The sequence below is a fragment of the Mesorhizobium sp. M0698 genome (assembly GCF_040320455.1).
Taxonomy (GTDB): domain Bacteria; phylum Pseudomonadota; class Alphaproteobacteria; order Rhizobiales; family Rhizobiaceae; genus Mesorhizobium.
Map to the genome: position 1 here is coordinate 1 of NZ_JAMYPQ010000035.1, position 23011 is coordinate 23011.

Genomic DNA, 23011 nt, shown 5'->3' on the forward strand with positions numbered 1-23011 from the left:
ACCATCACCATGATCATGTCCATGGCCGCCGAAGCCCTGCGTCATCGGACCGAAGCCGAACCAGTCGCGTATCTTATCCATTATGTGGCCATGGCCGCCATCACCATCACCATGATCATGTCCATGGCCGCCGAAGCCCTGCGTCATCGGACCGAAGCCGAACCAGTCGCGTATCTTATCCATTATGGTGTTCTCTCACAGGTACTTGGTGATATCCTTGAACTCGTCGATCGAGCGGCGCTGCTCGCGCGCCAGCGGCCCGACGACGTCTTCAAGGCAATGGTTGAGATGATCCTGGATCAGGGTCTTCTTGGCTTGCGCGATGGCCCTCTCGACAGCATGGAGCTGCTGGGCAAGATCGAGGCAGGGCCGGCCCGCTTCGATCATTTCGATGACGCCCTTGAGATGTCCGCCAGCCCGCTTGAGGCGCTTGACGATATCGGGATGGGTTTCGTGGGTATGAGGCTGCTCGCTCATCTCTTGATACTATCCTCTTGGAGGGGATACAACAAGCCTCAAAGAGGCCTCGATTCCGGTGCAGTCAACAACCATTCGTTAGGATTTTGGAGAATAATCGCCGTTCATGCCGAATCGGATCCACAGCACAGTTTTTTGTCTGGTCATCGCTTTAGCGATGATGTTCGGCGTGCTGCGTCCTTTCGGCTATTCGACCTCACACGATCCGATCGCGATTGCCACCGCGGTTGAACGTCACGGCGGAGCCGCCGCGCAGATCGAAGATCATGACCACGCACACGATGACGGCGTTGCCGACGAGCAGAGCGCTGGCCATTTTCACGGGCACAATGCGGCCGACCACTCGCACGAGACGGCGAGTACGCCAGCCGACTTCGCACCGACCGTTCCACAGGTCGAACGGGGCTGGCTGAATTACCCGCCGACTTCCGTCGATCCGGGCACGACATTCCGGCTCGAGCGACCGCCGAGACCATTCCTCGCCGCATGATCGCGGCCGCTCGCGCGGCCACCCTCAACGACGAAGATTGGAAATTTTATGCAAGAACCCTTCGACCGGGGCCACTGGCGACCCGCCCTGCCCCTGCTTATCGCTCTGCTGACCCTGCCGCTGCTCGCCGGGGCAGCCTTTGCCCATGCCGTCGCCGCCGGCGACAAGGGCTACATCCAGGAAATCTCGGGCATCAACGTGTTGCCCTTCATCTATCTCGGCGCCAAGCACATGGTGACCGGATACGACCACATCCTGTTCCTGTTCGGGGTAATCTTCTTCCTCTACCGGATGAAGCATATCGGCATCTATGTCAGCCTGTTTGCGCTCGGCCACTCCACGACCATGCTGCTTGGCGTCTACTTCAACGTCGGCATCAACAGCTACATCATCGACGCGATCATCGGCCTTTCCGTGGTCTACAAGGCGCTCGACAATATGGGCTCTTTCCAGCGATGGCTCGGCTTCCAGCCGAACACCAAGATCGCGACGCTGGTCTTCGGCTTCTTCCATGGTTTCGGCCTGTCGACGAAGATCATCGAATACAACATCTCGCCGGACGGCCTGGTGCCCAACCTTTTGGCCTTCAATGTCGGCGTCGAGATCGGGCAGCTCTTGGCTCTTGGCGCCATCCTGATCGTGATGGGCTACTGGCGCCGGACACGAAGCTTCTGGCGCCACGCCTATACCGCAAACGTCATCATGATGACGGCTGGTTTCCTGCTGATCGGATATCAGCTCACCGGCCTGTTCGTCGCCGCATAAGGAACCGAATCATGTACAACACCGACCTTCCAAGCCGCGCCGATTTGCCGACGTCAGCGCAGCTCAAGCGCTCCACCTTCATTGCCGCGCTGACGGCGTTCGCCTTGCTCATCACGGTCGTCATGCCGTCCGAGTATGCGATCGACCCGACTGGAGCAGGCAGATTGCTCGGCCTCACCAGAATGGGCGAAATCAAGACACAGCTGGCAGCCGAGGCGGCAGCCGACGAAATGGCCAGCGCGAAGGCACCAACCGAGCGGATGACGCAAATGGTCCCTCCGGCCGAATTGATGGCGCGCATGGACCGAATTGAAAACCTCCTCGTCGCTCTGACCGCCGAACGGCCTGCTTTGCAGCCGTCGCCAACTGGGGAGGCCGTATCCCAAGACAATGTGACAGTTGGAGAGATCGCTCCTGCCGAGGCTCCGGCCATTGCTACAACGCCTGCCACCGAAGCAACCTCGGAAGCCCCGATCCAGCCAGATGGAAGGCAAGACGAGCTATCCTTCACGTTGGCGCCAGGCCAGGGTGCCGAAGTCAAGCTCGTGATGCGGCAGGGCGCCAAGGCAAACTTTTCCTGGACAGCTGACGGTGGCGTGGTGAACTTCGAGACGCACGGCGATGGCGGCGGTCAGTCCGTCAGCTATGAAAAGGGTCGCAGCGTTCCAGCTGACGAAGGTGCCATTGAAGCCGCCTTCGATGGAAATCATGGTTGGTTCTGGCGCAACCGCGGTGGCAGCGACGTGACCCTGACGATCCAGACTGAAGGCGACTACATCGACATCAAGCGTATGATCTAGCGCATCCAGGGTCGCCCGGCGCCACTTCGAGCGTCGGGCGTCACCTAATCCGTCTGTTCCACCGACGAGCGCAGATGCGCGTCGATGCTTTGCGCCGCGACGAAGACACGGCTGACCTCCAGGTAAACGGGCCTTGATCCACCGCTCGATCTGGTTCACGGCATTTCAGCCCGACGTGATCTGCCAAACGGCCACGCCGGCAAGCGCCAAGCCGGCAGCGCCCTCAATGGCTCGGGAAATGGCATCGAACAGGCGTGGCCGGCTATCGAAAAAATGCACCAGACGTTCACGAAACAGGATCGACAGCACCGCAACGCAAGACAGCGTCAGCGCCACGCCGGCCATCATGGTGATTGCGAAAAGAATGCCGGCGACCGGAACGCCCCTGGATATCGCAAAGGTCATCACGAAAAGCGTCAGCGGGCATGGGATCAGGCCGGCCATGACGCCGACGGCCTCGCCCTCATGCTTGTGGTGATGGCCGTGGCTCAATGCGCGCCAGAGCATCCAAATGCCGATCAGGCCAAGCAGGCCCCGACTGACGTCTTCCAGCAGCGGGGCGCGGCCAACACTGCCCAGGGCAATCGATACCAACGGCAACGAGAGCGCCGCGATCAGCATGGCAATCGTTACATGCGTGAAGGAGAGTGTCAGCGACACCAGAAGCCCACGCCGGACGCTGGCGTCCGATCCTGCCAGATAGGTGGCCAGGACAGCCTTGCTATGGCCCGGCGTCAGCGCATGCGCCGCACCGAACAGAATGCCCATGGGCAGAAAGGCCGTGAACGCCAGCCAACCGCCGCCGGCCGCAAGCAGTTTGATCTGCTCGGCCAGCGCCAGGTAGATCGTGCGTTGGAACTCGACCAGCGTCTGGAACATGGCCATCGAACCGGCTCCGCTTCAGCCGCAGGTCAATTCGAGGCGCGTCGCGAAAATCTTGCCGAGATCGGTCCCCGTCGGATCACTGAAGAACGCGTCTGTCAGGCTCTTCTGGTTCTGCGCGATGGCCGTGTCCGGATCTGGACGGACGACGGAACGTGAGCAGCCTTGCGGCAGACCGGCCACCGCAAGCTTGTCGTCGTCGGTAAAATCGATTGCCGTGTAGAAGGTCGGATCGTATACACCGATGCTGACTTTTCCAGCAAGGGCCAACGGGTCCTTCGGCTGCGTTTCGAACTGGACGACGAGTTGATCGTTCTCATAGCTGACGCTGAACTTCGGCGGTGGCGCCATCGTCACGTCCTTGCCGTTCAAGGTCACCATCTGAAAGTAGTTGTACTCGGCCAACGACGCATGGACGGTGAGAGCGACTTCATCGAGTTCCTTGGCATCAAGGACAAGGTCGGAATTCTTGTCGAATTCCATCAGCACAGTGCTGGAAAAGAGGTCGTCGAAACGCCAGAGATGCCGAAGCGACCTGACCGTCCTGTCTGGACCGACGGTCAGGTCCAGCTTCGCTTCGGCAAAGACATGCGGATGGGCGTTCGCTGCCGCGGTGGAAGCGAGCAACAGCGCCGCGCCGGATACCATGCCTGTCAGTTGCATTTTTCGCTCACATTTCGCTCGTCGATTCCGCATCAGGCAGGACACCTGCCATTGCAAGCAGGCCGAAATGGGACGGGCCAAAGCCCATACCAACCTTGATCGATCAGGGCTGTGTTGCTTCATCTAAGGAGGCAGATACCCAAGGTCGCCCTTCAGCGAATGTTTGAGCATGATCACCGCGATGCCAGCAAGGATTGCCAGCACTATCATCCAGATGATCTTTTGCCGATCGCTCAATTTCCTGCTCCTGATCGATTCAGAGCATTCCTATCGCGAGTTCCTTGCAAACGCAAAAAGCCCCGCGTCCCGTGCAGATAACACCAGCTGATCCGCCCTAGTCGTCGCGATCGAGCTTGCAATGACTGTGTTCGATGTGATCCGGACCTCGGGAACGTCAAATGGACAAGCTGCTTGCGATTGCCGACTGTCAATATGTAGAGTTTGGAAACTTGCATTCCGTTTCTGTCCTCGCCGATTGTTTCGGCATCCGTCCGGGCGAAGAAACGCTCCTCGAATGCCGCGCGGTCGACATCGAATAGCTTTATGGAGCAAGTTTGCACGGACTTGCCATTCAAGTGGCTTTTGTAACCGCGATCATGGTTTTGGCCGGGAGGTCGTCACCGGTCGCCTCCCGGCCCTGGAAGGCGCCTACGTCACCGACGGGGGCAAGTGCTGCGTCGCCGGACAACGGAGTCCATCCGCGTCTCCTGGCCGCAGGACGGTTCGTTCGAAGTCAGGTCCATGGGCAAGACAAATACCGTGAAAAGCTTCCAACGCCAGATCGACATTATCGGCACGCACCAGCGGCGAACTCAGGCATATAGCAGCGAGCGCCGGGATAAAGAGGGGCTTCGACATCAGCACACCGCAGGGTCAAAAAATGGACCCTCTGGCACGTTAGTCAAGAGTGCCATTTAGCGGGCCCAGCGGCTGCGACGAGATCGACCTCCATCCGACTGTCGGCGGCTGCGCCGTCGCCCCGTAGTATCATTCGCCAGTTATTCTCCGACGCGGGTCCGCGTTGAAGACCCGCGGTAGCCGTCGAACTTGTGTGTCCATCCCTCGGCCCTCGGGAGGCTTCTCCACCAGGGTGGGAATCAAGGAGCGATGAACGCTGGCCGGCTGGTGCTGGCAGTTACTCGTTTACGCATGGAATCGTGTCTAGGCCGCAGGCATATATCCGCGCTCCACACGTCCCGACGTTGGTTGAGATCGGCAGCCAGACCGGCCAGCCACTCTGTGCGCCAGGCGGATAGAGGTGAGTGTCGATCGCGAATTGCAGAAACGTTGCCAGCGGATAATTGCAAAGTCAGCGCGTCACGCGTACGGATCCATAAGCCCCAGCGCGCTTACATCCATAAGCACCCCAAACCCGATGATCTGCTCCAGCGCAACGTTGCGAGACAATGTGCCCAAGCTTTTGGCCGGTTCGGACTTCATGCGGCTGACCAGGGCGTATCGATTGTAGACCGCCAAACCGACCATCGCGACGAATAGGCTGATCTTGAACAGGAGAATTCGACCGTAGCTGTTGCGCGGATCGGGGAACGAGCCGAGCATTAGCCAAGTGTTCATAGCGCCCGTAAAAAAAATGAGCGCAACCGCCACCATACCAAAGCGGGAGAAGCGCCACAGGACGGTTTCCACGCCTGCGACTTCGGATGGATGCCGCTGCGCTGCCGCGATTAGCAGTCCGAGGGGCAGGAGGCCACCTATCCACGCCCCGGCACTTGCAACATGGAGAGCTTGAGTCAGTGAGGCTAGAAGGCCCAACGCCGCCGCGTGGCCCTGCCAACCCTCACAGGTCAGTAGCAAGAAGGCCGGCCCGACGATCAATTCGGGCCGCCCCGAGAAGCTGATCACCAGGAGCAGGAGAACGAGCGAAAGGCGAACAAACCAAACGGTTCCGAAGTCGCTTTCCATGAGAACGCCGCGCAAGGTGTCAACCATACCCTCGCGTCCGGAGAGCCCGGCCGTAAAGCACAGCAGCCAAATTGCCGCGAAGATTGCGGCCGCAAGTGCGAGGGCAGGATTGATGTTACGGGGTAGAGGCGCAAGCGCGGGAGCCGCGGTTCTGTCTAGCGCATAGAAAGGGAAGAGGGCCGACCCGAATAGAATCATCACTGAGAGGAAATAGACCCACCGGGCGAAGGCCAGAGTGCCATCAACGTCCATTTCTACGGTCTGACTTCAAATTTGAAATTGCCCTTCACCTTGTGCCCGTCTGCTGACAGCACGTGCCAATCAACTTGATAAACACCCGGCGCAAGGGACCTTGATACAGGTGCCACCATGTCCTTATCGCGCACCGCGATCTCCGTGGTGATCTTCGCACCATCCGGCCCCGAAAGATCGATGCCCGAGAATCGAGCCTCAATGGGTTCGCTAAAGCGCAGTCGAATCTCAGTGGGCGGAGCGGCAATGGTGCTATTGATCTCTGGAGTAGCCTCGACCAATCGAGCATGCGCAAGCGCCTGGCCGGATAATGGCACGCTCCACAGCGCAAGTGTGGCGATCATTCGGATAGTCCGGTTCAACGCGAACTCCTCCCGCGACGACGGTCATCAAAGACTATGCACTTCCTGACGAATATACGAATATTTGGTATTGCAGGGCCGCCACTGTTCGAGCTGTCACGAAACTTTCCATTTGCCGGAAAAGTGATGAGAGATCAGGCCAACCCGCTACCGACCGCCGAGACTCTCGATTGAAGGTCACGGACGCCGCAAGCGTTTGTAATTATCAGGACAAGCGCGGGCGAAACAAGCGTTGGCGCCCGCGTGACTCCATTTCAGCTACTTAACCGGGATCATGAGATGTGCGTATGGAGTGCCCGGCCACATCACATAGGGCTTGGATGTGTCAGGCTTGGGGTCCGTCGGATAGCCCTGCATCATGTCCATTGCGTTGACGATCATCACATGCGGGCCGGTCTCTATCCAATTGTTGCCTTCCTCGGGCTTCGTCGCATAGGGATCGGTGTTGCTGCCATCGGTACCGCCGGACAGCATGTACATGAAGCCGACCTTGCCCTTGGGCGGTTCCTTCTTTTCCATCCATGCCATCGCCCATTCCATCGCGTTGGCATCGCCGCACATTGGGTCCGGGCCGGGCGTGGACGGGCTGTCCGGCATGCACCAGAAGCCGTTCTTGCCCTCGCGCAGGGTGCGCATGGCGCCCTTTTCATCCGCGGCGTAGACCGCAGCGCCGCTTGCCACGGCAGGGGGTGCAGCAGATTCAGCGCTCTTGATCATCGCAGCGTCGTCGGCGGCTGCGCCTTGCATCGTAACCAAACTGCCTGCCGCCAAAAGGGCAGCGACCGTCAGAAGCCGTTTCATGGCCGTTCTCCGGTTTGAGTTGATCTTGTGCATGATGTCCGACGCACGGCTTTCCAGAGCCGTTTGTCGGTGATCAAACAGTAGCAGATTACATGCCTCCGGACAATTTATGTTTTAGCGCGCCTTCTAATGTCTTTGCAGTGGGCGTGCTATTAAACGGGGGCCTTCAAATCGGTCACGAAACTCTTGAGGGTTCACTAACCAGATGGTGCTGTTCAGCGAGTGGCCAAATTTGCGCGGTTTCCCAGCAACCTTGCTTGCGTCGTCAAATCGCCACCTGCCCTAACCCTAGATTAGCCCGCGCATCGTCAGTTCAGCCTTCAGATAGGCATAATAGATCGGCGCGGCGACAAGACCCGGCATACCGAACCAGGCTTCCATGAAAACCATCGCCAGAAGAAGCTCCCAGGCACGCGCATTGATCCGCGAACCGATGATCTTGGCGTTTACGAAGTATTCGAGCTTGTGAATGATGATGAGAAAAGCAAGCGAGCCGAGCGCTGCAAGGAAGGAGATGCTGAGGCTGACAACCACGATCACCGTGTTGGAGATCAGATTGCCGATGACCGGCAGAAGGCCAGCGACGAAAGTCAGCGCTATCATTGTCCTGATGAATGGCAGATCGATGCTGAAGGACGGCAGAACAGCGACGAGATAGATCGCCGTCAGAAACGTATTCAACGCCGAAATCCGGATTTGCGAGAACACGATGTTGCGAAAGGCCTTGCTCAGAATGTTGACACGATCCGCGAGCGCGACCGCCAGTGGGCCGGGCTCGCGCGATGGCGCCGCCGAGCTCACCGCGATCAAGCCGCCGATCACCATGCCGACGACAATGTGGACCACCAGGACGCCAACATCCCGCCCAACGAGTTGAAGCTGGCCGGCATGTTCGCGGAGCCACCGGGCCGCGAAGACTTCCAGTTCCTCGATGTTTGATGGAAAATAGGCCATCGCCCAGGTCGGGAGATGGACGCGCGCGGTATCGATGATCTCGGCCATCTTCTTGAGGAGCGTCACGACGTTCTCCGAACCACCAGTCAATTGCGACATGCCGCTAAAGATAGCGGCGGCTATCAGGAGCGTGAAGATCAATGCCACCAAGGTCAGCGCAAGGCTTTTCGTCAGGCTGTTGGAAACGCCGATTCGATGGAGCATCGGTGCGGCGAAATGAACGATGTTGAACACGAGAAGGCCCGAAAGCAGTGCCGGAAGCAGTCCGAGTTCGAGAACGGCGACGAGCGCTATAAGCGCAAGCAGGCACGACGCGAGATAGAACCATGAGAAAGTCAGCACTTTTCACCTGCAGAAGCAGCCAAGTCCTCTCCGGGTTTCATTAGCTTTGATACCCGGTGATGCGCAAGCGAACACGCGTTCAACACGTGTGTAAGGCTAACCGCCTCGGAGGTCCCATGCTTGCGCGCCAAGTCGCCCGCTTTTGCCCCGCCTCATGCTCACGCAGGACCGCGATGATCAGCTCTTGCGTAAACCGCATTCTCTTCATCAGTCCGCCCTTCAATCGAGGCCGGACTTTGATCTCAGATGGAGGAAATTGCCCGTGGCAGGTCAGCCGCTCGAGAATGTTTATGCCGGTTGGCAAGAATGATCCTCTTCGTGGTGAACGCCGAAGTTCATTCCGCCGCGAAGACCATCAGATCCTCGAACGGGAACTCGACATGGTATTGGCCGGACGGAAGGGCGTCCCGGGAATAGGTCCGGATGGTCAGGTCATTGCTTTCGAAAATGACTTCATGCCGATCGCCAAGGAAAAGGCTCTCGACGCAGGTCATGGCGATACGTCCAGGGCCGTCCTCCCCGGACCACGTCACCCGCTCAAGCCGGACGAGTGCGGTGACTTTGGCGCCGACGGTCAGCTCCTGCTGAGCACTGCCCACAAGATGGATGCCGTTGGCGACAATTTCCGCACGGTTGCCGTTGATGGCGGTGACCACGGCGTCAAGGCGATTGCTGGCACCCATGAACTCTGCTGCAAACAGGCTCTTCGGCTTGTTGTAGATTTGCTTGGGCGTTCCGTCCTGTTCGATCTGGCCGCCGTTGAGCAGCAGGATGCGGTCGGCGAGCGCCATCGCTTCCACCTGATCATGGGTGACGCACAGCGCCGATAGCCCGAGATTGGTGATGAGGCGGCGCAGCCAGATCCGCGCTTCTTCGCGTAGCTTGGCGTCCAGATTTGACAGCGGCTCATCGAGCAGAATCACGTTCGGCTCATAGACCAGCGCACGGGCCAGCGCCACGCGCTGCTGCTGTCCGCCGGAGAGCTGATGCGGATAGCGCTCGCCCAGTTTGCCGAGGCCGATGCTGTCCAAAGCCTTCTGGACGCGGCTCGCAACATCTGCCTGGGACACTTTGCGCAGCTTCAGGGGATAACCCACATTCTCGGACACCGTCCGATGCGGCCACAGCGCATAGGACTGGAATACCAGTCCGAGACCGCGCGTTTCCGGCGCCAGATTGATGTTCTGCCCGGCATCGAAAAGCGGCTTGTCCCCGAGCAGTATCTTGCCGCTGTTGGGTGTCTCCAGACCGGCGACCGCTCGCAAGAGCGTCGTCTTGCCGGACCCGGACGCGCCGAGCAAGGCGACGATCTGACCCGGTTCGACCGAAAAGGACACACCTTTCAGGATCTCGAGGGTGCCGTAACTGAGGCGCAGGCCGTCTATGATGATATCAGTCATTGAGGCGGACTCCAAAGCGCATTGCGAGGGCAAGACCGGTCACGATGATGACGGTGTTGATGACGGCGAGAGCGGAAACCAGATCGATCGCGCCGGTGCCCCAAAGGGAAACCATGAGCGAGCCGATCACTTCGGTTCCCGGTCCGAGCAGATAGACGCCCGTCGAATATTCACGGGCGAAGATCAGGAAGATCAACAGCCAGGCTGAGAACATGCCGCCGCGGATGAGCGGCAGCGTGATGTCCCTGGCGACCCGGCCCTCGCTGGCGCCAACTGACCGGCCGGCTTCCTCGAGCTCCTTGCCGATCTGCAGGAGCGTTCCGGAAATCAGCCGCATGCCATAGGCGAACCACACAATGGTATAAGCGAGCCATACCGAGATCATCGTGGCACGCAGGGGTGCGATCGGTTTGAAGAACAGAAATATCCACAGCATGGCGAGGCCAGCCACAATGCCCGGCATCGCCCGCGGTATCATGGCCACGTAGTCGACGACTTTGGTCAGGGGTGCGCTCGAGCGATGACCGGCGAGTGCCACGGCAGTATAGGCCGCGATCGAAGCCGCGCCGCCGACCACCGCGACGCCGACCGTGTTGAGAATGGCGCTGATGACATTCGGATAGTCAGCGAGATCGCGATAGTGATCCAACGTCAGCACCTGGAAGATATTCACCCCGACGCCCCAGCTTGTCACCAGTGAACGAATTGCGACGCCGCCCACCGGTATGATCACGGTGGCCGCGAACCAGGCCACCACAAGCGCGAAGGCCGGCCAGCGAAGAGCGCCCAGCCGGATGGGGTTGTGCCGACTGCCCTTGCCTTTGACAGACACATAGCGGCTGGCGTTGCGCAGCATGTAGCGCTGCAGCACCACCAGCGGCAGCGCGATCATGATGATCGCCACCACCACTACGGCCATCAACTGGTAGGAAGGAACACCGAGCTTGTTGGTGAGCTTGTAGAGATAGGTGGCGAGAACCAGCACGCCTTCCGGATCGCCAAGCACCAGCGGCAGGCCGAAAAGTTCGAAACCGAGGAAGAACACCAGAACCGCCGCATAGAGCACCACCGGCATCACCATGGGCAGCGACACACTGGCGGCGACGCGCCAAGGGCCAGCGCCGGCGGTGCGTGCCGCCTCTTCGAGGTCGGCGCCAACGTTGCGGAGCGCCGCCGATGCATAGAGATAGACATGTGGGACATGGGTGAGCCCGGCAATGATCGCGATCGATGTCACCGAATAGACATTCCAGGGCACGTAGCCGATCATCGACTTGACCGCCAGCGAGACGAAGCCGACTGGTCCCAGTGTCATCACATAGCCGAAGGCCAGCACCACCGCCGACATGAAAACCGGGATCAGGATGATCGGCTCCAGCCAGCGCTTGCCCGGCACGTCGGTGCGCACGATGATGAACGCCAGCAGGATTCCCACCGGAACTGCGATCACCGTCATGCCCACCGCGAGCTTGAGCGAAGTCGTCAGCGCTAGCCAGAAATCCGCGTCCGCGAGGATGAAGCTGTAGGCGTTCAGCGACAGATGCGCGGTTTTCTGGAAGAAAGGCGCGGACAGAAAACTCTGATAAATGATCAGGGTGACCGGTGCCAGCACCACCAGGATGGCGAGGAGGTTGGTGCTGACACGAAAGACACGGAAGGGCATGATCGCCTCGAACAAAGCCGGGGGCCGTCCGCTAGCAAGAGCGCAAGCGCGCCGTTCCGATGATTCTTAATAGCAAGAAGGGTGAGAGAGCCGACTGTGGAGGCACTCCCGATCAAGCGATTACTCGCCCTTCATGGCCTTCTGCCACTCGTTGAGGAACGCCAGCCGTGTCGTCTCGTCGAGACCTTCGAGCAGCTTGTCGTCGAGCGCGATCGGGTGAACGTTTTCACCGGCGGCGGCCTTTATGGACGCCAGCGTGGTTGCCCCTTCAACGTCATCACGAACGGCATAGAGCTTGATGTCGTCGGCGATCAGCTTCTGCGCGCGCGCCGACAGCAGATAGTCCACGAATAGCTTCGCAGCATTGGGATCCTGGGCTTCCGCCGGAATGACGGTGGCGCGGGTGGTCACCAGGACATAGTCCTTCGGGATTATCACACCGAGGTTCTCGTCCTTGGCCTGCTTGGCGAGGCCATATGAGCCGAAGATGCCATAGGCGATGGAATGTTCGCCAGACGTGACCTTCTCGATCATCGAGCCGGCGGAGCTGTAGAGCTTGATATGGGCCTTGCCAAAAGCCTTGTTAAGCGCCCAGGAATCGGTCCAGTTCTTGGCGTCCTGGTTGTAGAAATAGAAGCCGACACCGGATTTTTCCGGATCGTAGGACGCGATCTTACCATCATATTCTGCGGTCTTCCCGGTCATCAGCTTGAGAAGATCGGCGTGGGTTGCGGGAACATCGCCTTCAGGCACGAGACGCTTGTTGTAGACGAAAGTCACCGGGTCGGCGGTGGTACCATAGACCATGTCCTTGTAGGACGCCCAGGCCGGAAGGTGGGCCGCCTCCGCGGATTTGTATTCCTGCGCATAGCCGTCTGAGGCAAGTTTGATCTGCAGATCCGGAGCCGAAGACCATGCGACATCTGCCGTGCCTTGGCCCGAAGCGGTTTCGGCAATGACGCGATTGTAGAGTTCGGTGGAATTGAGGTCGGAATATTCGACGGCGATGCCGGGGAATGCTGCTTCGAAGTCCCTGAGCAAGGGCTGGACCAGCGCCGCATCGGTCGTCGAATAGATGCTGAGGTGTCCTTCCGCGGTGGCGGCGGCCACCAGATCCTTGTAGTTGTCCGGATACCCGGCGGGGATCTCGGCAGCGGCGGCAAGCGTCACAAAAGCGGCTGACAGCGAAAACGCGGCCATCATCGTCGCAAGACGATTTTTCATTAGGGTCTCCTCCAAGTTCGCCTAAATCGTACCTCCTCCAGGCACAAAAGGCGAGTATCATCCTGACCTGTCACCAACCTGTCACGGCGATGTCGAGGTTTGCTCAGCCGACTAGGCCCGATGGGTCGTGATCAGATTGTCGACGACAGCGGGATCGGCCACATCGACGTATTGCCGAATTGTTGAAATCTTGGGGCGGCATCCTACGCGTCACGGTCGCTGGCCCTGCGCATCGATCATGGACTTGCTCCAATCCTCGATGAAGCGGCGGCGCAACGCCTCGTCCTGTACGGCAAGTAACGCAGGGCCGATGCGTATGGCGCGCGCGATACCAGACTCCCCAAGTTTTTCCGGGCCGTCCGCTCCCTCAGGCAATTGCCCGTTCTCGGCAAAGAAGAAGGCGCTATCCCTGGCAACCTTCTGTCCCCGGGCTGACAGAAGGTAGTCGAGAAATCGTTTGGCAACGCCCATATTCGGCGCCGTCTTCGGAATGAGCGCGCCACGACTGAGTATCAGCGCATAGTCCCGCGGGACAACGACCCTCAAATCGGAATTGCCCCTGGCCGCGGCGTAGGCATATGACCCGATCATATTGTAGCCTATATATAGGCTCCCGTTTGCAACGTCCTGAAGGGTCTCCGCGGTGCAACAACGCACCACAGTTTCCGCTCGGCTCATGCTTTCCAGAAGCCGACCGTAGACCGCCGTCGTCTGCCGCGCATCACTGAACGCCAATAGGTAGCCGATGCCCGAAAGTCGGATGTCGAACGTTCCGACCCGTCCGCGATAAAAATCGATCCGCCGCCTGAGAAGATCGGCGAGTTCGATGTGGGTGCGCGGTACGTCGCCGGACGGCACGAGGCGGGCGTTATAGACGAAGACGGCCGGTTCGTAGGTAAAGCCGAATACCTCGTCGCGCCAGTTTGCCCAATTGGCGACATGCGCGGTTTCGGCCGACACGTGCGGCGCCGCGCAGCCGTCATTGGCGAGCTTCACGAGTTGGTCGACCGACGGAGACAACAAGATGTCGCCCAGCACCGCGTCCGTCCGACAGGCTTCACTGGCACTCCTTTGCAAGTCGTTGGTGACATATTCAACATACTCGACTGCCACGTTGGGGAAAACGGACTGAAAATCCCGGATCAGTGGTTCCATAGCCGCCAGATCGGTCGCGGCGTGGATCGACAGTCGGTCCTTCTCCGGCTGAGACGAAGGGAAAAATGCGCTGCTTCCTTCAGCAGCTCTTGCCGCGTGACCGATGCATAGGAGGACGGCAGCCATCAAACCGAATGTCGGCAATGTTCCCGTTATCATCCGGTCTTCTCCGTGGCGATGGGCAACGTCAAGGTGACGGTGAACCCTTGCGTGCCCTTCCCGCCATCCTTGCTTGTCTCGCGAAAGGTCAGCGCGCCACCGTGAGCCGCCGCAACCTCCGACGCGATGGCGAAACCAAGACCTGCGCTGCCGTCATGAGATTTGGACGTTTCGAAGCGCTGCGTGACCCGCTCCCACTCGCCCGGCGGAATGCCCGGTCCGTCATCTTCGACCTCGAGATGGGCACGCGTACCGTCGCTGCGTACTCTGACCTCAAGGCGCGACACCACTCCATGGCGCAAGGCATTGTCGATGATGTTGACGATCGCTTCGCGAAGGCTGACGGCGTCCGCAAGCACGACCGGCTCGTCGTCAGGCGCCTCGAAGGAGACGATAATGTCCGGATCGATAGTTATCGGAACCGCCGCACGGAAAGCGCGCCGTGCGACATCTGCCAGACCGTGCGGCTGAAGCTGCACGGAATCGGCACGATGGATGACCATGGCGTGGCTGAGCAACTGGTTGGTCAGGCGCGCAAGTTCGCTGGCGCGCTGCTGTACGCGATCGAGATGCTGGCGGCTCGACTTGTCCAGCTTGGCTTGACTCAACAGATCGAGCTGCGCCGTTAGCGCTGTCAGCGGCGTTCTGATCTGGTGCGCCGCGTCGGCGATGAAGCGCTGCAGGAGTTTCACGCGCTCGTCGAGCCGACTCATGAAATAATTGATGGAAGTAACGAAGGGCCGCAATTCTCTCGGTACGACGACCGTTACCGGCGTCAGGTCTTGTGGATCGCGACGGCGGAGCGTCGCTCCGAGATGCTTGACCGGTTGCAGAGAATAGCGAATAGCAATCATCGCTCCAGCCAATGCCAATATGCTCATGATCGCCAGAAGGACGGTCGCCCTGAGAGTCAATTCACCCGCGAGCGCGCGGCGGGCTTCCGTGGTCTGCCCAACGATGACATGCGCCCAACCGGATACGGCTGGATCGGACAGTGCGCGCGCCACCACCGCAATCCGAACCGGTTCGCCGCGATAATGCGCCGATTCCAATACCGGGACATCGTGTATTGCGGCCAGATCAACTTCTGTTTGCAGATCGGCATAACCTGTCAGCGTCGCGCCGGAAGGGCCGATCACGCGATAGAAGATGCGATCGCGGCTGGCGAGGCCCAGAAGTTCAAAAGCTGATACCGGCAGGTTGATGATGAGCGAACCGGATTCAACCGTAAGGCTGTCTGCCATCTGGATGGCCGCACCAAGCAGAAGCCGGTCATAGGCGTCATCGGCGGCGGTACGTGCGTAGTACGACGCCGCACTCACCAGAAGAGCCGCACCCAGGCCCAGCACCAGCGAGATGCGGACCGCCAGGCGCGTGAAAAGGGAAGGCTCAGCCGGTATCATCGGAAGCCAGCTGATATCCCACGCCCCGCACGGTGACGATCTGCGCCTTGGCGCCTTCCAGTTTCTTGCGCAGCCGCCCGACATAAAGTTCGATCGCGTTCTGATTGACCGGCTCGTCAAACCCGAAAAGCTGATCGATAAGTTCATCTTTGCTGAAGACGCGGCCTGGCCGCGACGCCAGTATCTCAAGCAACGTCATCTCGCGTCGTTTCAATTGCACCTCGCGCCTGCCTACTCGGACTGAGCGGCTGCCGCGGTCGAGCACGACATCGCCACACTGTACGATGTTGGTCGCCTCGCCGCTTTTCCGCCGGAGCAGAACACGGGCGCGCGCTTCCAATTCCCGGAAATCGAACGGTTTGACCAGATAGTCGTCGGCGCCGAGATCAAGCGCGCCAACGCGGTCCTCTATCTCGGAACGGGCCGTCAACATCAGAACCGGGGTCGTATTCCTTGCCTGCCGGAGCCGTCGAACGATTTCGAACCCGTCGAGGCTGGGCAGCATGACGTCGAGGATAACGAGATCGTAGCAGGTGAAATCGAGGATTTCTGCGGCAGCACGGCCGTCCGTCTCCCAATCGACTGCGTGGCCGATCGTTTCGAAGCGGCGGCTGATAGCCTCGCCAACGTCGCGCGTGTCTTCGACGAGGAGAATTCGCATGCCGGAGCATTTGCACGGAAGCAGCCGCCTATCAAGCATCACCTCTTAGCGGAGAGGCGCTTGACATCATCTGCAGATCACGCGTTGGCTTCAGCCCTGTTACCGTCAGCAGTTCAAGCTGTCCAATCATTTGAGCTTTATCGACGGGCTGCGTGATGGCGTCTGCCTTCATGTGATCTGCGCATCCACGCCAAGAACGGGGCGCGTCGGTACATCACCCGCGCTGCAAGCCACGGCTGGATACGCATTTTGCCGCATTCAACGTATTCGACCGCACCGTGATCAGTCGCTAGTTGATGCACCACCATCGCCATCAGGGGATTATGCTTCGGGCGATCGTGATGCTGATAGCGATTGCGCAATGCCATCATTTGCGCTTCAGAGACGTATCCAATTGTGTCATTAAGAGGATATCATGCCGACAGGCGATGGCAGTTTGAGCGACATTCTTGGGATCTTGTCGGTTCTCCTACTCGTGGCCGCAAACGGCTTCTTTGTCGCCGCCGAGTTTTCCCTGGTCGCCGTGCGCCGAAGCCGAGTTGCCGAACTCGCTGCGGCTGGGCGGCTGAACGCGGCAGCGCTCCAGCGGGCCGTCGACAATCTCGATGCCAATCTGGCGGCGACCCAGCTCGGCATCACCATTTCATCGCTGGCACTCGGCTGGATCGGCGAACCTGCTCTCGCGCATCTCGTCGAGCCTCTCTTGATCGGGCTGCTCGGGTCGTTGGCGACTGCGGGCTCACACACTGTCGCCGTCGCGATCGCTTTCATCATCATCACCGCGCTTCACATCGTGCTTGGCGAGCTCGCACCAAAGAGTCTGGCGCTCCAGCGCAGCGAAGACACTGCGCTCTGGGTCGTGCGTCCGCTCGGTCTGTTCCTCTTTCTGCTCAGGCCGGCGATTCTAATGCTGAATGGTCTCGGCAACCTCGTTCTGCGACTCTGCGGCCTGCGCCCGGGAACCGGTGAGGATTCATTGCACTCGCCAGACGAGCTGAAGCTTCTGATCTCGGCCAGTCAGGAAGGCGGGCTGTTGCAGCAGGCGCAGCGGGAGATGGTCGAGCGGGTCTTCAATATCGGTGAGCGCCGCATCAGTGACATCATGACGCCTCGGCCGGATATCGACTGGATCGACGTGAATGATGACCGAACCGAGATTCTTCGTACGATCCGCGATTGCCGCCATGAGCAGCTCCTTGTTGGCAAGGGCGGTATCGATGAACTGCTCGGCATGGTTCTGAAGAAGGACATGCTCGACCAGGTTCTTGACGGGCAGGTTCTCGATCCGATGGCGATCATCCGTGAGCCGCTCGTCGTTCATGAATCAACGCCGATTTTCAAAGTGCTGGAGCAGTTCAGGAAGGCGCCCGTCCGCATAGCAATGGTCCTCGACGAGTACGGAAGTCTGGAAGGAATTGTTACCCAGACCGATTTGCTTGAAGCCATCGCCGGCGACCTGCCCAACATCGAAGGCGAAGAGCCGGATGTCGTCGAGCGTGAAGACGGCTCCCTTCTCGTGGTATGATGTCGGCCCAGGACGCGTTCGATCGCCTTGGTTTTCGAGCACGACCAACTGAAGGCGACTTCCATACGATCGCAGGATTTGCCCTGTTTCGACTAGGGCATCTGCCTGAGGTCGGGGAACATTTTGAGTATGGCGGCTGGCACTTCAAGATCGTGGACATGGATGGCCGGCGGATCGACAAACTGCTCGCACGAAGGAACTCTCCCACGGGGCGGCAAGAAACATCGGAGGTAGATGGGCTCAGAACATAGGCCAATGAATAGGCCGCCATGGCCTCGTCGAGGTCGCCGGTGCCTGCGAACCAACTGTATCCTGCGTGATCCAACGTGACTGACACTGATGCACCATCACCCGGTCGACGAAAGGCGAAAGCACCCGCACCACCCCCATGGCGTTGCCGGTCACCTCGACAACGACCTCGTCCGTCCTGTTCAAGCTGCGGCCAAATCCCTCCAGTCCGGAGCGGGTCATGTCGGCGTCCGTGATGGCGCAGCCGGCCATCTTCGCAGAACACCACTTCCGCAAAGGTGCGGTGGATAGCCATTCCAATTACAGGTCATTGCCCCCTCTCTCCTTGAACAATCGGGAGCCGGCGGGCGACGCGACACCTACGGATCCGCGCTCTCGGCGCAACCGGGCAGGTCGCAGGGGCGGCCAGCTACTAACGCGAGCTCGCAGCTTATCGAATACATCGGCCTGCCCGCACTTGGCGTGCTCCCGGTGCCGCTGTCCCGGATGGTCACACATGCGCTGAAAATCTCGCATCTCCAGCGGGGGATCAGATGGCACCGTCATGATCATACCGGTTACCAACCCGATCGAGCGCCTCAACGGCGAGGTCAAGCGGCGCACCGAGGTCATCGGCACCTTCCCAAATGATGACGCCATCGTCCGTCTGGTTGGCGCGATCCTGCTCGAGCAGAACGATGAATGGGCCGTGCAGCGGGCGAGATACATTACGCTGGAAACCATCAGCCAAATGAGCGATGATCCGCTCATCAGCCTGCTGTGGCGCGCTGATCATTCCCGGCCCATGCCGGAAGCTGCGGCGACCAAGCCGTCAACTACACCACTCCCTGGGACACGATCCTGATGCGCTCACGCTTCAAGCCAAGACCGCAATCCAGATAGCGAGCCAATCATGAAATCCGAGACAGCAGCCACCGAAAGCGTTGAGCCGGCGGCTAAGGCTGTTCCATCGGGTTGGCGAGTGTTGATGACACGCGAACGTTGGACCGAAGTCGCTCGCATTATATTTACCGGCCTGATGGCCTTTCTGTACTGGCAACAGCTGATTCCCATTCAAGCTTTGTGGGGGGCGGTTGCCATCGGCTTGTATCCGCTTGTCAAAACCGGCGCCGTTGACCTCGTAAAAGAGCGCAAGATCGGTACCGAGATATTCGTCACCATCGCTACGGTGGTAGCGCTGATCGGAGGCGAGACCGTCGCCGGCGCGGTCCTCATGGTGATCATTCTGATCGCAGAGTTCATTGCCGATTTGAATATGGATCGTGCGCGAGCCTCGATCAAAGACCTGATCGGCTCGGTGCCCCAGGTGGCACTTGTGCGGGACCCAGGTGGCGAACGCATGGTCCCGATCGAAAATTTGCGCGCGGGCGACGTTGTCTTGGTGCGGGCCGGCGAGAAGATCCCTGTCGACGGCATCGTCGTCGGTGGAGCGGCTTCGGTCAACGAAGCATCGATCACAGGAGAGAGCATTCCGAAGGACAAAAGCGACGGCGCCGATGTCTTTGCCGGAACCTTCGTCGAATCCGGCGCCCTGGACATCGAGACCGAGAAGGTTGGTGCCGACACCACCTTTGCCCGCATCATCAGTCTGGTCGAGAATGCCGAAGCGGAACAGGCACCCGTCCAGAAACTGGCGGATAAGGTCGCGTCATGGCTGATCCCGGTCGTGCTGATCTTCCTGGTTGCGGTTTATCTTTATACCCGCGACGTTCGGATGATCGTCACTCTGCTGATTTTCACATCGCCTGCCGAACTCGGATTGGCGACTCCTCTGGTGATTATCGCAGCCATTGCGCGAGCCGCACGCAGTGGAATTCTGGTCAAGGGGGGCGTCTATCTGGAGTCTTTGGCCAAGGTCGACGTCCTGGTGTTCGACAAGACAGGCACCCTGACGGCGAACAAGCCCGAGGTTGTCGGCGTGGAGATGCAGGACGGCACGCTTTCGGAAGCTGATCTGCTCAGCCTTGCCGCCGCCGCCGATCGGCGCTCCGCTCACCCCTTGGCGAAAGCGGTCGTCAACTATGCCGCCCGGATGAAAATCGATGTCCCGGAACCGGAGCAGTACGAGCAGTTGCAGGCGCGCGGTGTGAAGGCGACGGTCTCCGGACGCACCGTGCTGGTCGGGAATGGATCGTTGCTGCGCGAGGCCGGCGTGCCGCTTTCCGATGCGATCGAAAAGGGCGGACAGACGCCGGTTCACGTCGCGGTCGATGGGAAATTCGCGGGCGTGATTCTGATTGCCGACACATTGCGACCAGGTGCGCGCGAAGCGCTGGCAAAGCTCCGTGCGACCGGGGTCAAGCGCATGGTGATGGTGACGGGTGACAATGAGGCCACAGCGCGGACCATCGCCAAGGAACTCGGCGTGGATGAAGTGCGTGCCAATCTGATGCCGCAGGACAAGGTCGCCGCCATCGCCGAACTGCAAAAGCAGGGCCATCGCGTGGCGATGGTCGGCGACGGGATCAACGACGCGCCGGCGCTGGCACGCGCCGATGTCGGCATTGCGATGGGCGGCGGCGGCACGCAGGCGGCACTGGAAGCCGCCGACATTGCATTGATGAAGGATGATCTGGCAAAAATTGTCAGCGCGCGCGCAATTGCTCGACGTGCTTACCGGACAATTCAGGAAAATATTTTTGTCGGTGTCGGTGTTGTGCACGTTTTGGGCATTACCGCAGCGCTGATGGGCTGGATCGGTCCTATCCAGGCAGCGATTTTGCACTTGGGGCCAGATGTCCTGGTGTTCCTGAATTCGGCAAAACTGCTGCGCGTTCGAATCCAAGATGTTTAGCGCATCTCTTTGGAGCCTAAGGCGCTTGCAGTTCTTTGGACGACAAACGCGTCCAATTCGCATCGTCCACGAAACCGGGCAACCGCAACCAGAGTACGCTTACTGCTGTGGCGCTGGTGGCGGTGTGCCCCCAAACCACCCAGCCGCATACCCGATCACAAACAGCACCACGATCACGGCTGCCACACCGTACCAGAGGCGCCTGTCCGTGAAATTCATCGTTACCTCCAAATATCGCGCTGCGCCTGACGACCCAGCGATTTCTTCGATCCTTTGGTCGTCGTTTTCGTGACGAGCGACTCATCTGATCCCCTGACAGAGTAGGCCAAGTATGGCTTCCAGAGAAGCGCGTAGGCCTGTCTGCGGTGCCAAAGCCGCCGGCTGCAAGCGGCTCGCGGAGGAGCGAGCATCTGGAGGACGCTGGGATCGACCCGAGCTCCATCGGCTTCTTGGCGAGCTCGAAGAAGGCGATATCGTGGTTGTCCGGAAACTAGACCGACTGATGCGGTCACTCAAAGACCTGCTCCTTATCCTTGAGAAGATCGAGGCCGCCGGCGCCGGGTTCTGCTCACTGACCGAGGCAATCGGCACGACCACGACGGCAGGCCGCATGATGATGCGGATGCTCGGTTCCTTCGCCGAATTCGAGCGAGCCATCGTACGGGAACGCACCATGGCGGGGCTTCAAGCGGCCAGGAGCGCGGGCGAAAAGGTGGTCGTCGCCCAAAACTCACGTCCGATCAGCGCTCCGAAATCATCGGCATGCTGAATGATGGTCCACCCGCCGCCGAGATTGCTCGCATCTTCCGAGTTCATAGGGCCACTGTGAGACGTATTGGCGCTCAGACGAAAATGAATGTTCGCTGATTGTGGGTCCAATTGGCCGCTTTCGCAGCGACGTACGCACCGGCCCTCCTCGGACGCGTACCCCCGGCCTGCAGTTATTGGTATTGTACCAGCTGCCTACGTGGTTGGTTCGGCGGAACACATCCTGGAGCAAAAGAATTCGAACCGAACTAGCCAAAGCGGTCATTCGATTCGTCCGATCGGATGACTGCTACTGGCGCACGTGGTCGGTTGGTGCGTTCAGACATCAGATTGCCTGATGAGGCTCGGGAAGGTCCGGCCGGGGTGGTAGCGCGCGAAGGTCAGTATTGGAGAAGCGCCGGGAATGGTGGCTCCTGGCGCCGCTGTGGCGAAAGACGCGTGCATCGACACCACTATCCGCTGACGCAGCGCTTGCTCCGGTCGATGACGTGGACGCCTTTCAGGGATGGGAGACAACCGACGGCGAGTTTCCGCCGGGAACGTGATCGCGGTGACCAAAGCCATCTTGAACGGCAAGGCCGTGCAGACCTGCTCCATCAGGCTGCTCGACGTCGACCGCGCGACATTCGAGCAGCGTGGACACAAGCTGGCAATGTAAGGGGTTAGGCGCCGCGCTGTTGCAAGACGCCGTTCTGCGCACGCGTTACGCCGCGACGATCCTCGGGATTCGCGGCCTTCTTGTTCATGCCATATCGGACGAAGCGAAAGCCTTCTACGAGCACTACGGCTTTGCGGCTTTCCCGAAAAATCCGATGACCCTTGTGCTCTCGCTAAGGCGCGTTGAAAGAGCGGGCCGAAACGTCTTGTTGTGCACAAGTTGGTAATCGCCTCGTAATCAAGCAGCCGGAAACAGCTTCCAGCGCCGCGGCCTGAATGCCACCCGGCTTTTCTGCGCCGCCGGATGGTCGACGGGCAGCTCGATCTCAACCCGCTGGCGCTCGCCGCCGATTTCGAGCTCGACCCGCCTGGTATCGGCAACGCGGCGGCTGGCGGCGACCGTGCCGGCGATGCAGCCATTGCATTCTTCCACCAGATCGACGTCGTGCGGGCGAAAGAACAGCGTCGCTTCGCCTTGCGGCGCCTGCGGCGCGGACAGCCCGATCGGGCGGTCAACGATCCAGACCTGGCCGTCCTCGACCTTGACCGGGATCGAGCTCGATTCGCCGATGAAGCCGTAGACGAAGGGCGAGTTCGGAGTGTCGTAGATTTCGTCGGCGGTGCCGACCTGCTCGATGCGGC

General features: G+C 59.8%; 23 protein-coding genes and 4 pseudogenes. 10 read left to right on the forward strand and 17 right to left on the reverse strand.

Annotation, left to right across the window (positions count from 1 at the left end; genetic code table 11):
- Nucleotides 1–183: pseudogene (locus NKI16_RS31685) on the reverse strand (hypothetical protein); the annotation flags it as partial.
- Nucleotides 184–195: 12 nt separating this feature from the next.
- Nucleotides 196–477, reverse strand: coding sequence for a metal-sensing transcriptional repressor (locus NKI16_RS31690; protein WP_352495699.1), 282 nt, complete (start codon nucleotides 475–477; stop codon nucleotides 196–198).
- A gap of 157 nt (nucleotides 478–634) precedes the next feature.
- On the opposite strand from NKI16_RS31690, the gene NKI16_RS31695 reads away from it, so the two are divergent.
- Genes NKI16_RS31695 through NKI16_RS31705 form a run of 3 tightly spaced genes read left to right on the forward strand, consistent with a single transcriptional unit; the run spans nucleotide 635 to nucleotide 2532 of the window.
- A complete protein-coding gene (locus tag NKI16_RS31695) occupies nucleotides 635–967 on the forward strand; it encodes a hypothetical protein (protein WP_352577929.1) in 333 nt (110 codons plus the stop codon).
- Between the two features lie 48 nt (nucleotides 968–1015).
- Nucleotides 1016–1732: a HupE/UreJ family protein gene (locus NKI16_RS31700; RefSeq protein ID WP_352797731.1), complete on the forward strand. Its 717-nt coding sequence runs from the start codon at nucleotides 1016–1018 to the stop codon at nucleotides 1730–1732.
- Between the two features lie 11 nt (nucleotides 1733–1743).
- Entirely contained in the window at nucleotides 1744–2532 is a 789-nt protein-coding gene (locus NKI16_RS31705; RefSeq protein WP_352577931.1) for a hypothetical protein, read from the forward strand.
- A 165-nt stretch (nucleotides 2533–2697) separates the two neighbouring features.
- Here NKI16_RS31705 and NKI16_RS31710 read toward each other — a convergent pair whose 3' ends face one another.
- Nucleotides 2698–3411 carry a HoxN/HupN/NixA family nickel/cobalt transporter gene (locus NKI16_RS31710; protein WP_352817911.1) on the reverse strand — a complete coding sequence of 238 codons (714 nt, stop codon included), beginning with the start codon at nucleotides 3409–3411 and terminating at the stop codon, nucleotides 2698–2700.
- Nucleotides 3412–3432: 21 nt separating this feature from the next.
- Nucleotides 3433–4077: a DUF1007 family protein gene (locus NKI16_RS31715; protein ID WP_502897646.1), complete on the reverse strand. Its 645-nt coding sequence runs from the start codon at nucleotides 4075–4077 to the stop codon at nucleotides 3433–3435.
- A 398-nt stretch (nucleotides 4078–4475) separates the two neighbouring features.
- Here NKI16_RS31715 and NKI16_RS31720 point away from each other — a divergent pair, with 398 nt between their 5' ends.
- A complete protein-coding gene (locus tag NKI16_RS31720; protein WP_352817881.1) occupies nucleotides 4476–4616 on the forward strand; it encodes a hypothetical protein in 141 nt (46 codons plus the stop codon).
- 778 nt (nucleotides 4617–5394) lie between these two features.
- Here NKI16_RS31720 and copD read toward each other — a convergent pair.
- From copD to NKI16_RS31775, 11 genes are all read right to left on the reverse strand, one after another.
- Nucleotides 5395–6252 carry a copper homeostasis membrane protein CopD gene (gene copD / locus NKI16_RS31725; protein ID WP_352594286.1) on the reverse strand — a complete coding sequence of 286 codons (858 nt, stop codon included), beginning with the start codon at nucleotides 6250–6252 and terminating at the stop codon, nucleotides 5395–5397.
- 2 nt (nucleotides 6253–6254) lie between these two features.
- Nucleotides 6255–6596 carry a copper homeostasis periplasmic binding protein CopC gene (copC, locus tag NKI16_RS31730; RefSeq protein WP_352594285.1) on the reverse strand — a complete coding sequence of 114 codons (342 nt, stop codon included), beginning with the start codon at nucleotides 6594–6596 and terminating at the stop codon, nucleotides 6255–6257.
- 276 nt (nucleotides 6597–6872) lie between these two features.
- Nucleotides 6873–7415: a hypothetical protein gene (locus NKI16_RS31735; RefSeq protein WP_352452020.1), complete on the reverse strand. Its 543-nt coding sequence runs from the start codon at nucleotides 7413–7415 to the stop codon at nucleotides 6873–6875.
- Between the two features lie 288 nt (nucleotides 7416–7703).
- On the reverse strand, nucleotides 7704–8711 hold the full coding sequence (locus NKI16_RS31740; RefSeq protein WP_352817883.1) for an AI-2E family transporter: 1008 nt from the start codon (nucleotides 8709–8711) through the stop codon (nucleotides 7704–7706).
- Nucleotides 8712–9046: 335 nt separating this feature from the next.
- The gene (locus NKI16_RS31745; protein ID WP_352577938.1) at nucleotides 9047–10111 is read right to left on the reverse strand and encodes an ABC transporter ATP-binding protein; all 1065 of its coding nucleotides are present in this window, start codon (nucleotides 10109–10111) and stop codon (nucleotides 9047–9049) included.
- Nucleotides 10104–11774 carry an ABC transporter permease gene (locus NKI16_RS31750; RefSeq protein WP_352623829.1) on the reverse strand — a complete coding sequence of 557 codons (1671 nt, stop codon included), beginning with the start codon at nucleotides 11772–11774 and terminating at the stop codon, nucleotides 10104–10106. Before NKI16_RS31750 ends, NKI16_RS31745 begins: the two co-directional genes overlap by 8 nt.
- A gap of 120 nt (nucleotides 11775–11894) precedes the next feature.
- Complete coding sequence (locus NKI16_RS31755; RefSeq protein WP_352924458.1) at nucleotides 11895–12998, reverse strand: ABC transporter substrate-binding protein; 1104 nt, start codon at nucleotides 12996–12998, stop codon at nucleotides 11895–11897.
- 210 nt (nucleotides 12999–13208) lie between these two features.
- Nucleotides 13209–14312 (reverse strand): ABC transporter substrate-binding protein, encoded by a 1104-nt coding sequence (locus NKI16_RS31760; protein ID WP_352452015.1) that lies wholly within the window; start codon nucleotides 14310–14312, stop codon nucleotides 13209–13211.
- On the reverse strand, nucleotides 14309–15799 hold the full coding sequence (locus NKI16_RS31765; RefSeq protein ID WP_352924460.1) for a sensor histidine kinase: 1491 nt from the start codon (nucleotides 15797–15799) through the stop codon (nucleotides 14309–14311). The genes NKI16_RS31760 and NKI16_RS31765 overlap by 4 nt, the downstream gene beginning before the upstream one ends.
- Nucleotides 15702–16376, reverse strand: a complete 675-nt coding sequence (locus tag NKI16_RS31770) for a response regulator transcription factor (protein WP_352623835.1) — start codon at nucleotides 16374–16376, stop codon at nucleotides 15702–15704. The genes NKI16_RS31765 and NKI16_RS31770 overlap by 98 nt, the downstream gene beginning before the upstream one ends.
- A gap of 31 nt (nucleotides 16377–16407) precedes the next feature.
- Entirely contained in the window at nucleotides 16408–16548 is a 141-nt protein-coding gene (locus NKI16_RS31775) for a hypothetical protein (protein ID WP_352817892.1), read from the reverse strand.
- A gap of 243 nt (nucleotides 16549–16791) precedes the next feature.
- Here NKI16_RS31775 and NKI16_RS31780 point away from each other — a divergent pair.
- Nucleotides 16792–18152, forward strand: a pseudogene (locus NKI16_RS31780) (hemolysin family protein).
- Here the strand turns inward: NKI16_RS31780 and NKI16_RS31785 are convergent.
- Nucleotides 18142–18372: a hypothetical protein gene (locus tag NKI16_RS31785; RefSeq protein WP_352817894.1), complete on the reverse strand. Its 231-nt coding sequence runs from the start codon at nucleotides 18370–18372 to the stop codon at nucleotides 18142–18144. The pseudogene NKI16_RS31780 and the gene NKI16_RS31785 sit on opposite strands and share 11 nt — an antisense overlap.
- A 337-nt stretch (nucleotides 18373–18709) precedes the next feature.
- On the opposite strand from NKI16_RS31785, the pseudogene NKI16_RS31790 reads away from it, so the two are divergent.
- The 5 genes and pseudogenes from NKI16_RS31790 to NKI16_RS31805 all read left to right on the forward strand — a co-directional run.
- Nucleotides 18710–18907 (forward strand): annotated as a pseudogene (locus NKI16_RS31790) (transposase); the annotation flags it as partial.
- Nucleotides 18908–19042: 135 nt separating this feature from the next.
- Nucleotides 19043–20944 carry a heavy metal translocating P-type ATPase gene (locus NKI16_RS31795; RefSeq protein WP_352817897.1) on the forward strand — a complete coding sequence of 634 codons (1902 nt, stop codon included), beginning with the start codon at nucleotides 19043–19045 and terminating at the stop codon, nucleotides 20942–20944.
- Between the two features lie 331 nt (nucleotides 20945–21275).
- Entirely contained in the window at nucleotides 21276–21713 is a 438-nt protein-coding gene (locus tag NKI16_RS31800; protein WP_502894646.1) for a recombinase family protein, read from the forward strand.
- Nucleotides 21707–21811, forward strand: coding sequence for a hypothetical protein (locus tag NKI16_RS34180; protein ID WP_352693738.1), 105 nt, complete (start codon nucleotides 21707–21709; stop codon nucleotides 21809–21811). Before NKI16_RS31800 ends, NKI16_RS34180 begins: the two co-directional genes overlap by 7 nt.
- Nucleotides 21812–22344: 533 nt before the next feature.
- Nucleotides 22345–22596, forward strand: a pseudogene (locus NKI16_RS31805) (GNAT family N-acetyltransferase); the annotation flags it as partial.
- Nucleotides 22597–22607: 11 nt separating this feature from the next.
- Here the strand turns inward: NKI16_RS31805 and NKI16_RS31810 are convergent.
- Nucleotides 22608–23011, reverse strand: a 404-nt coding sequence (locus NKI16_RS31810; RefSeq protein WP_352924463.1) for a TOBE-like domain-containing protein, incomplete at its 5' end; no start/stop codon positions are given.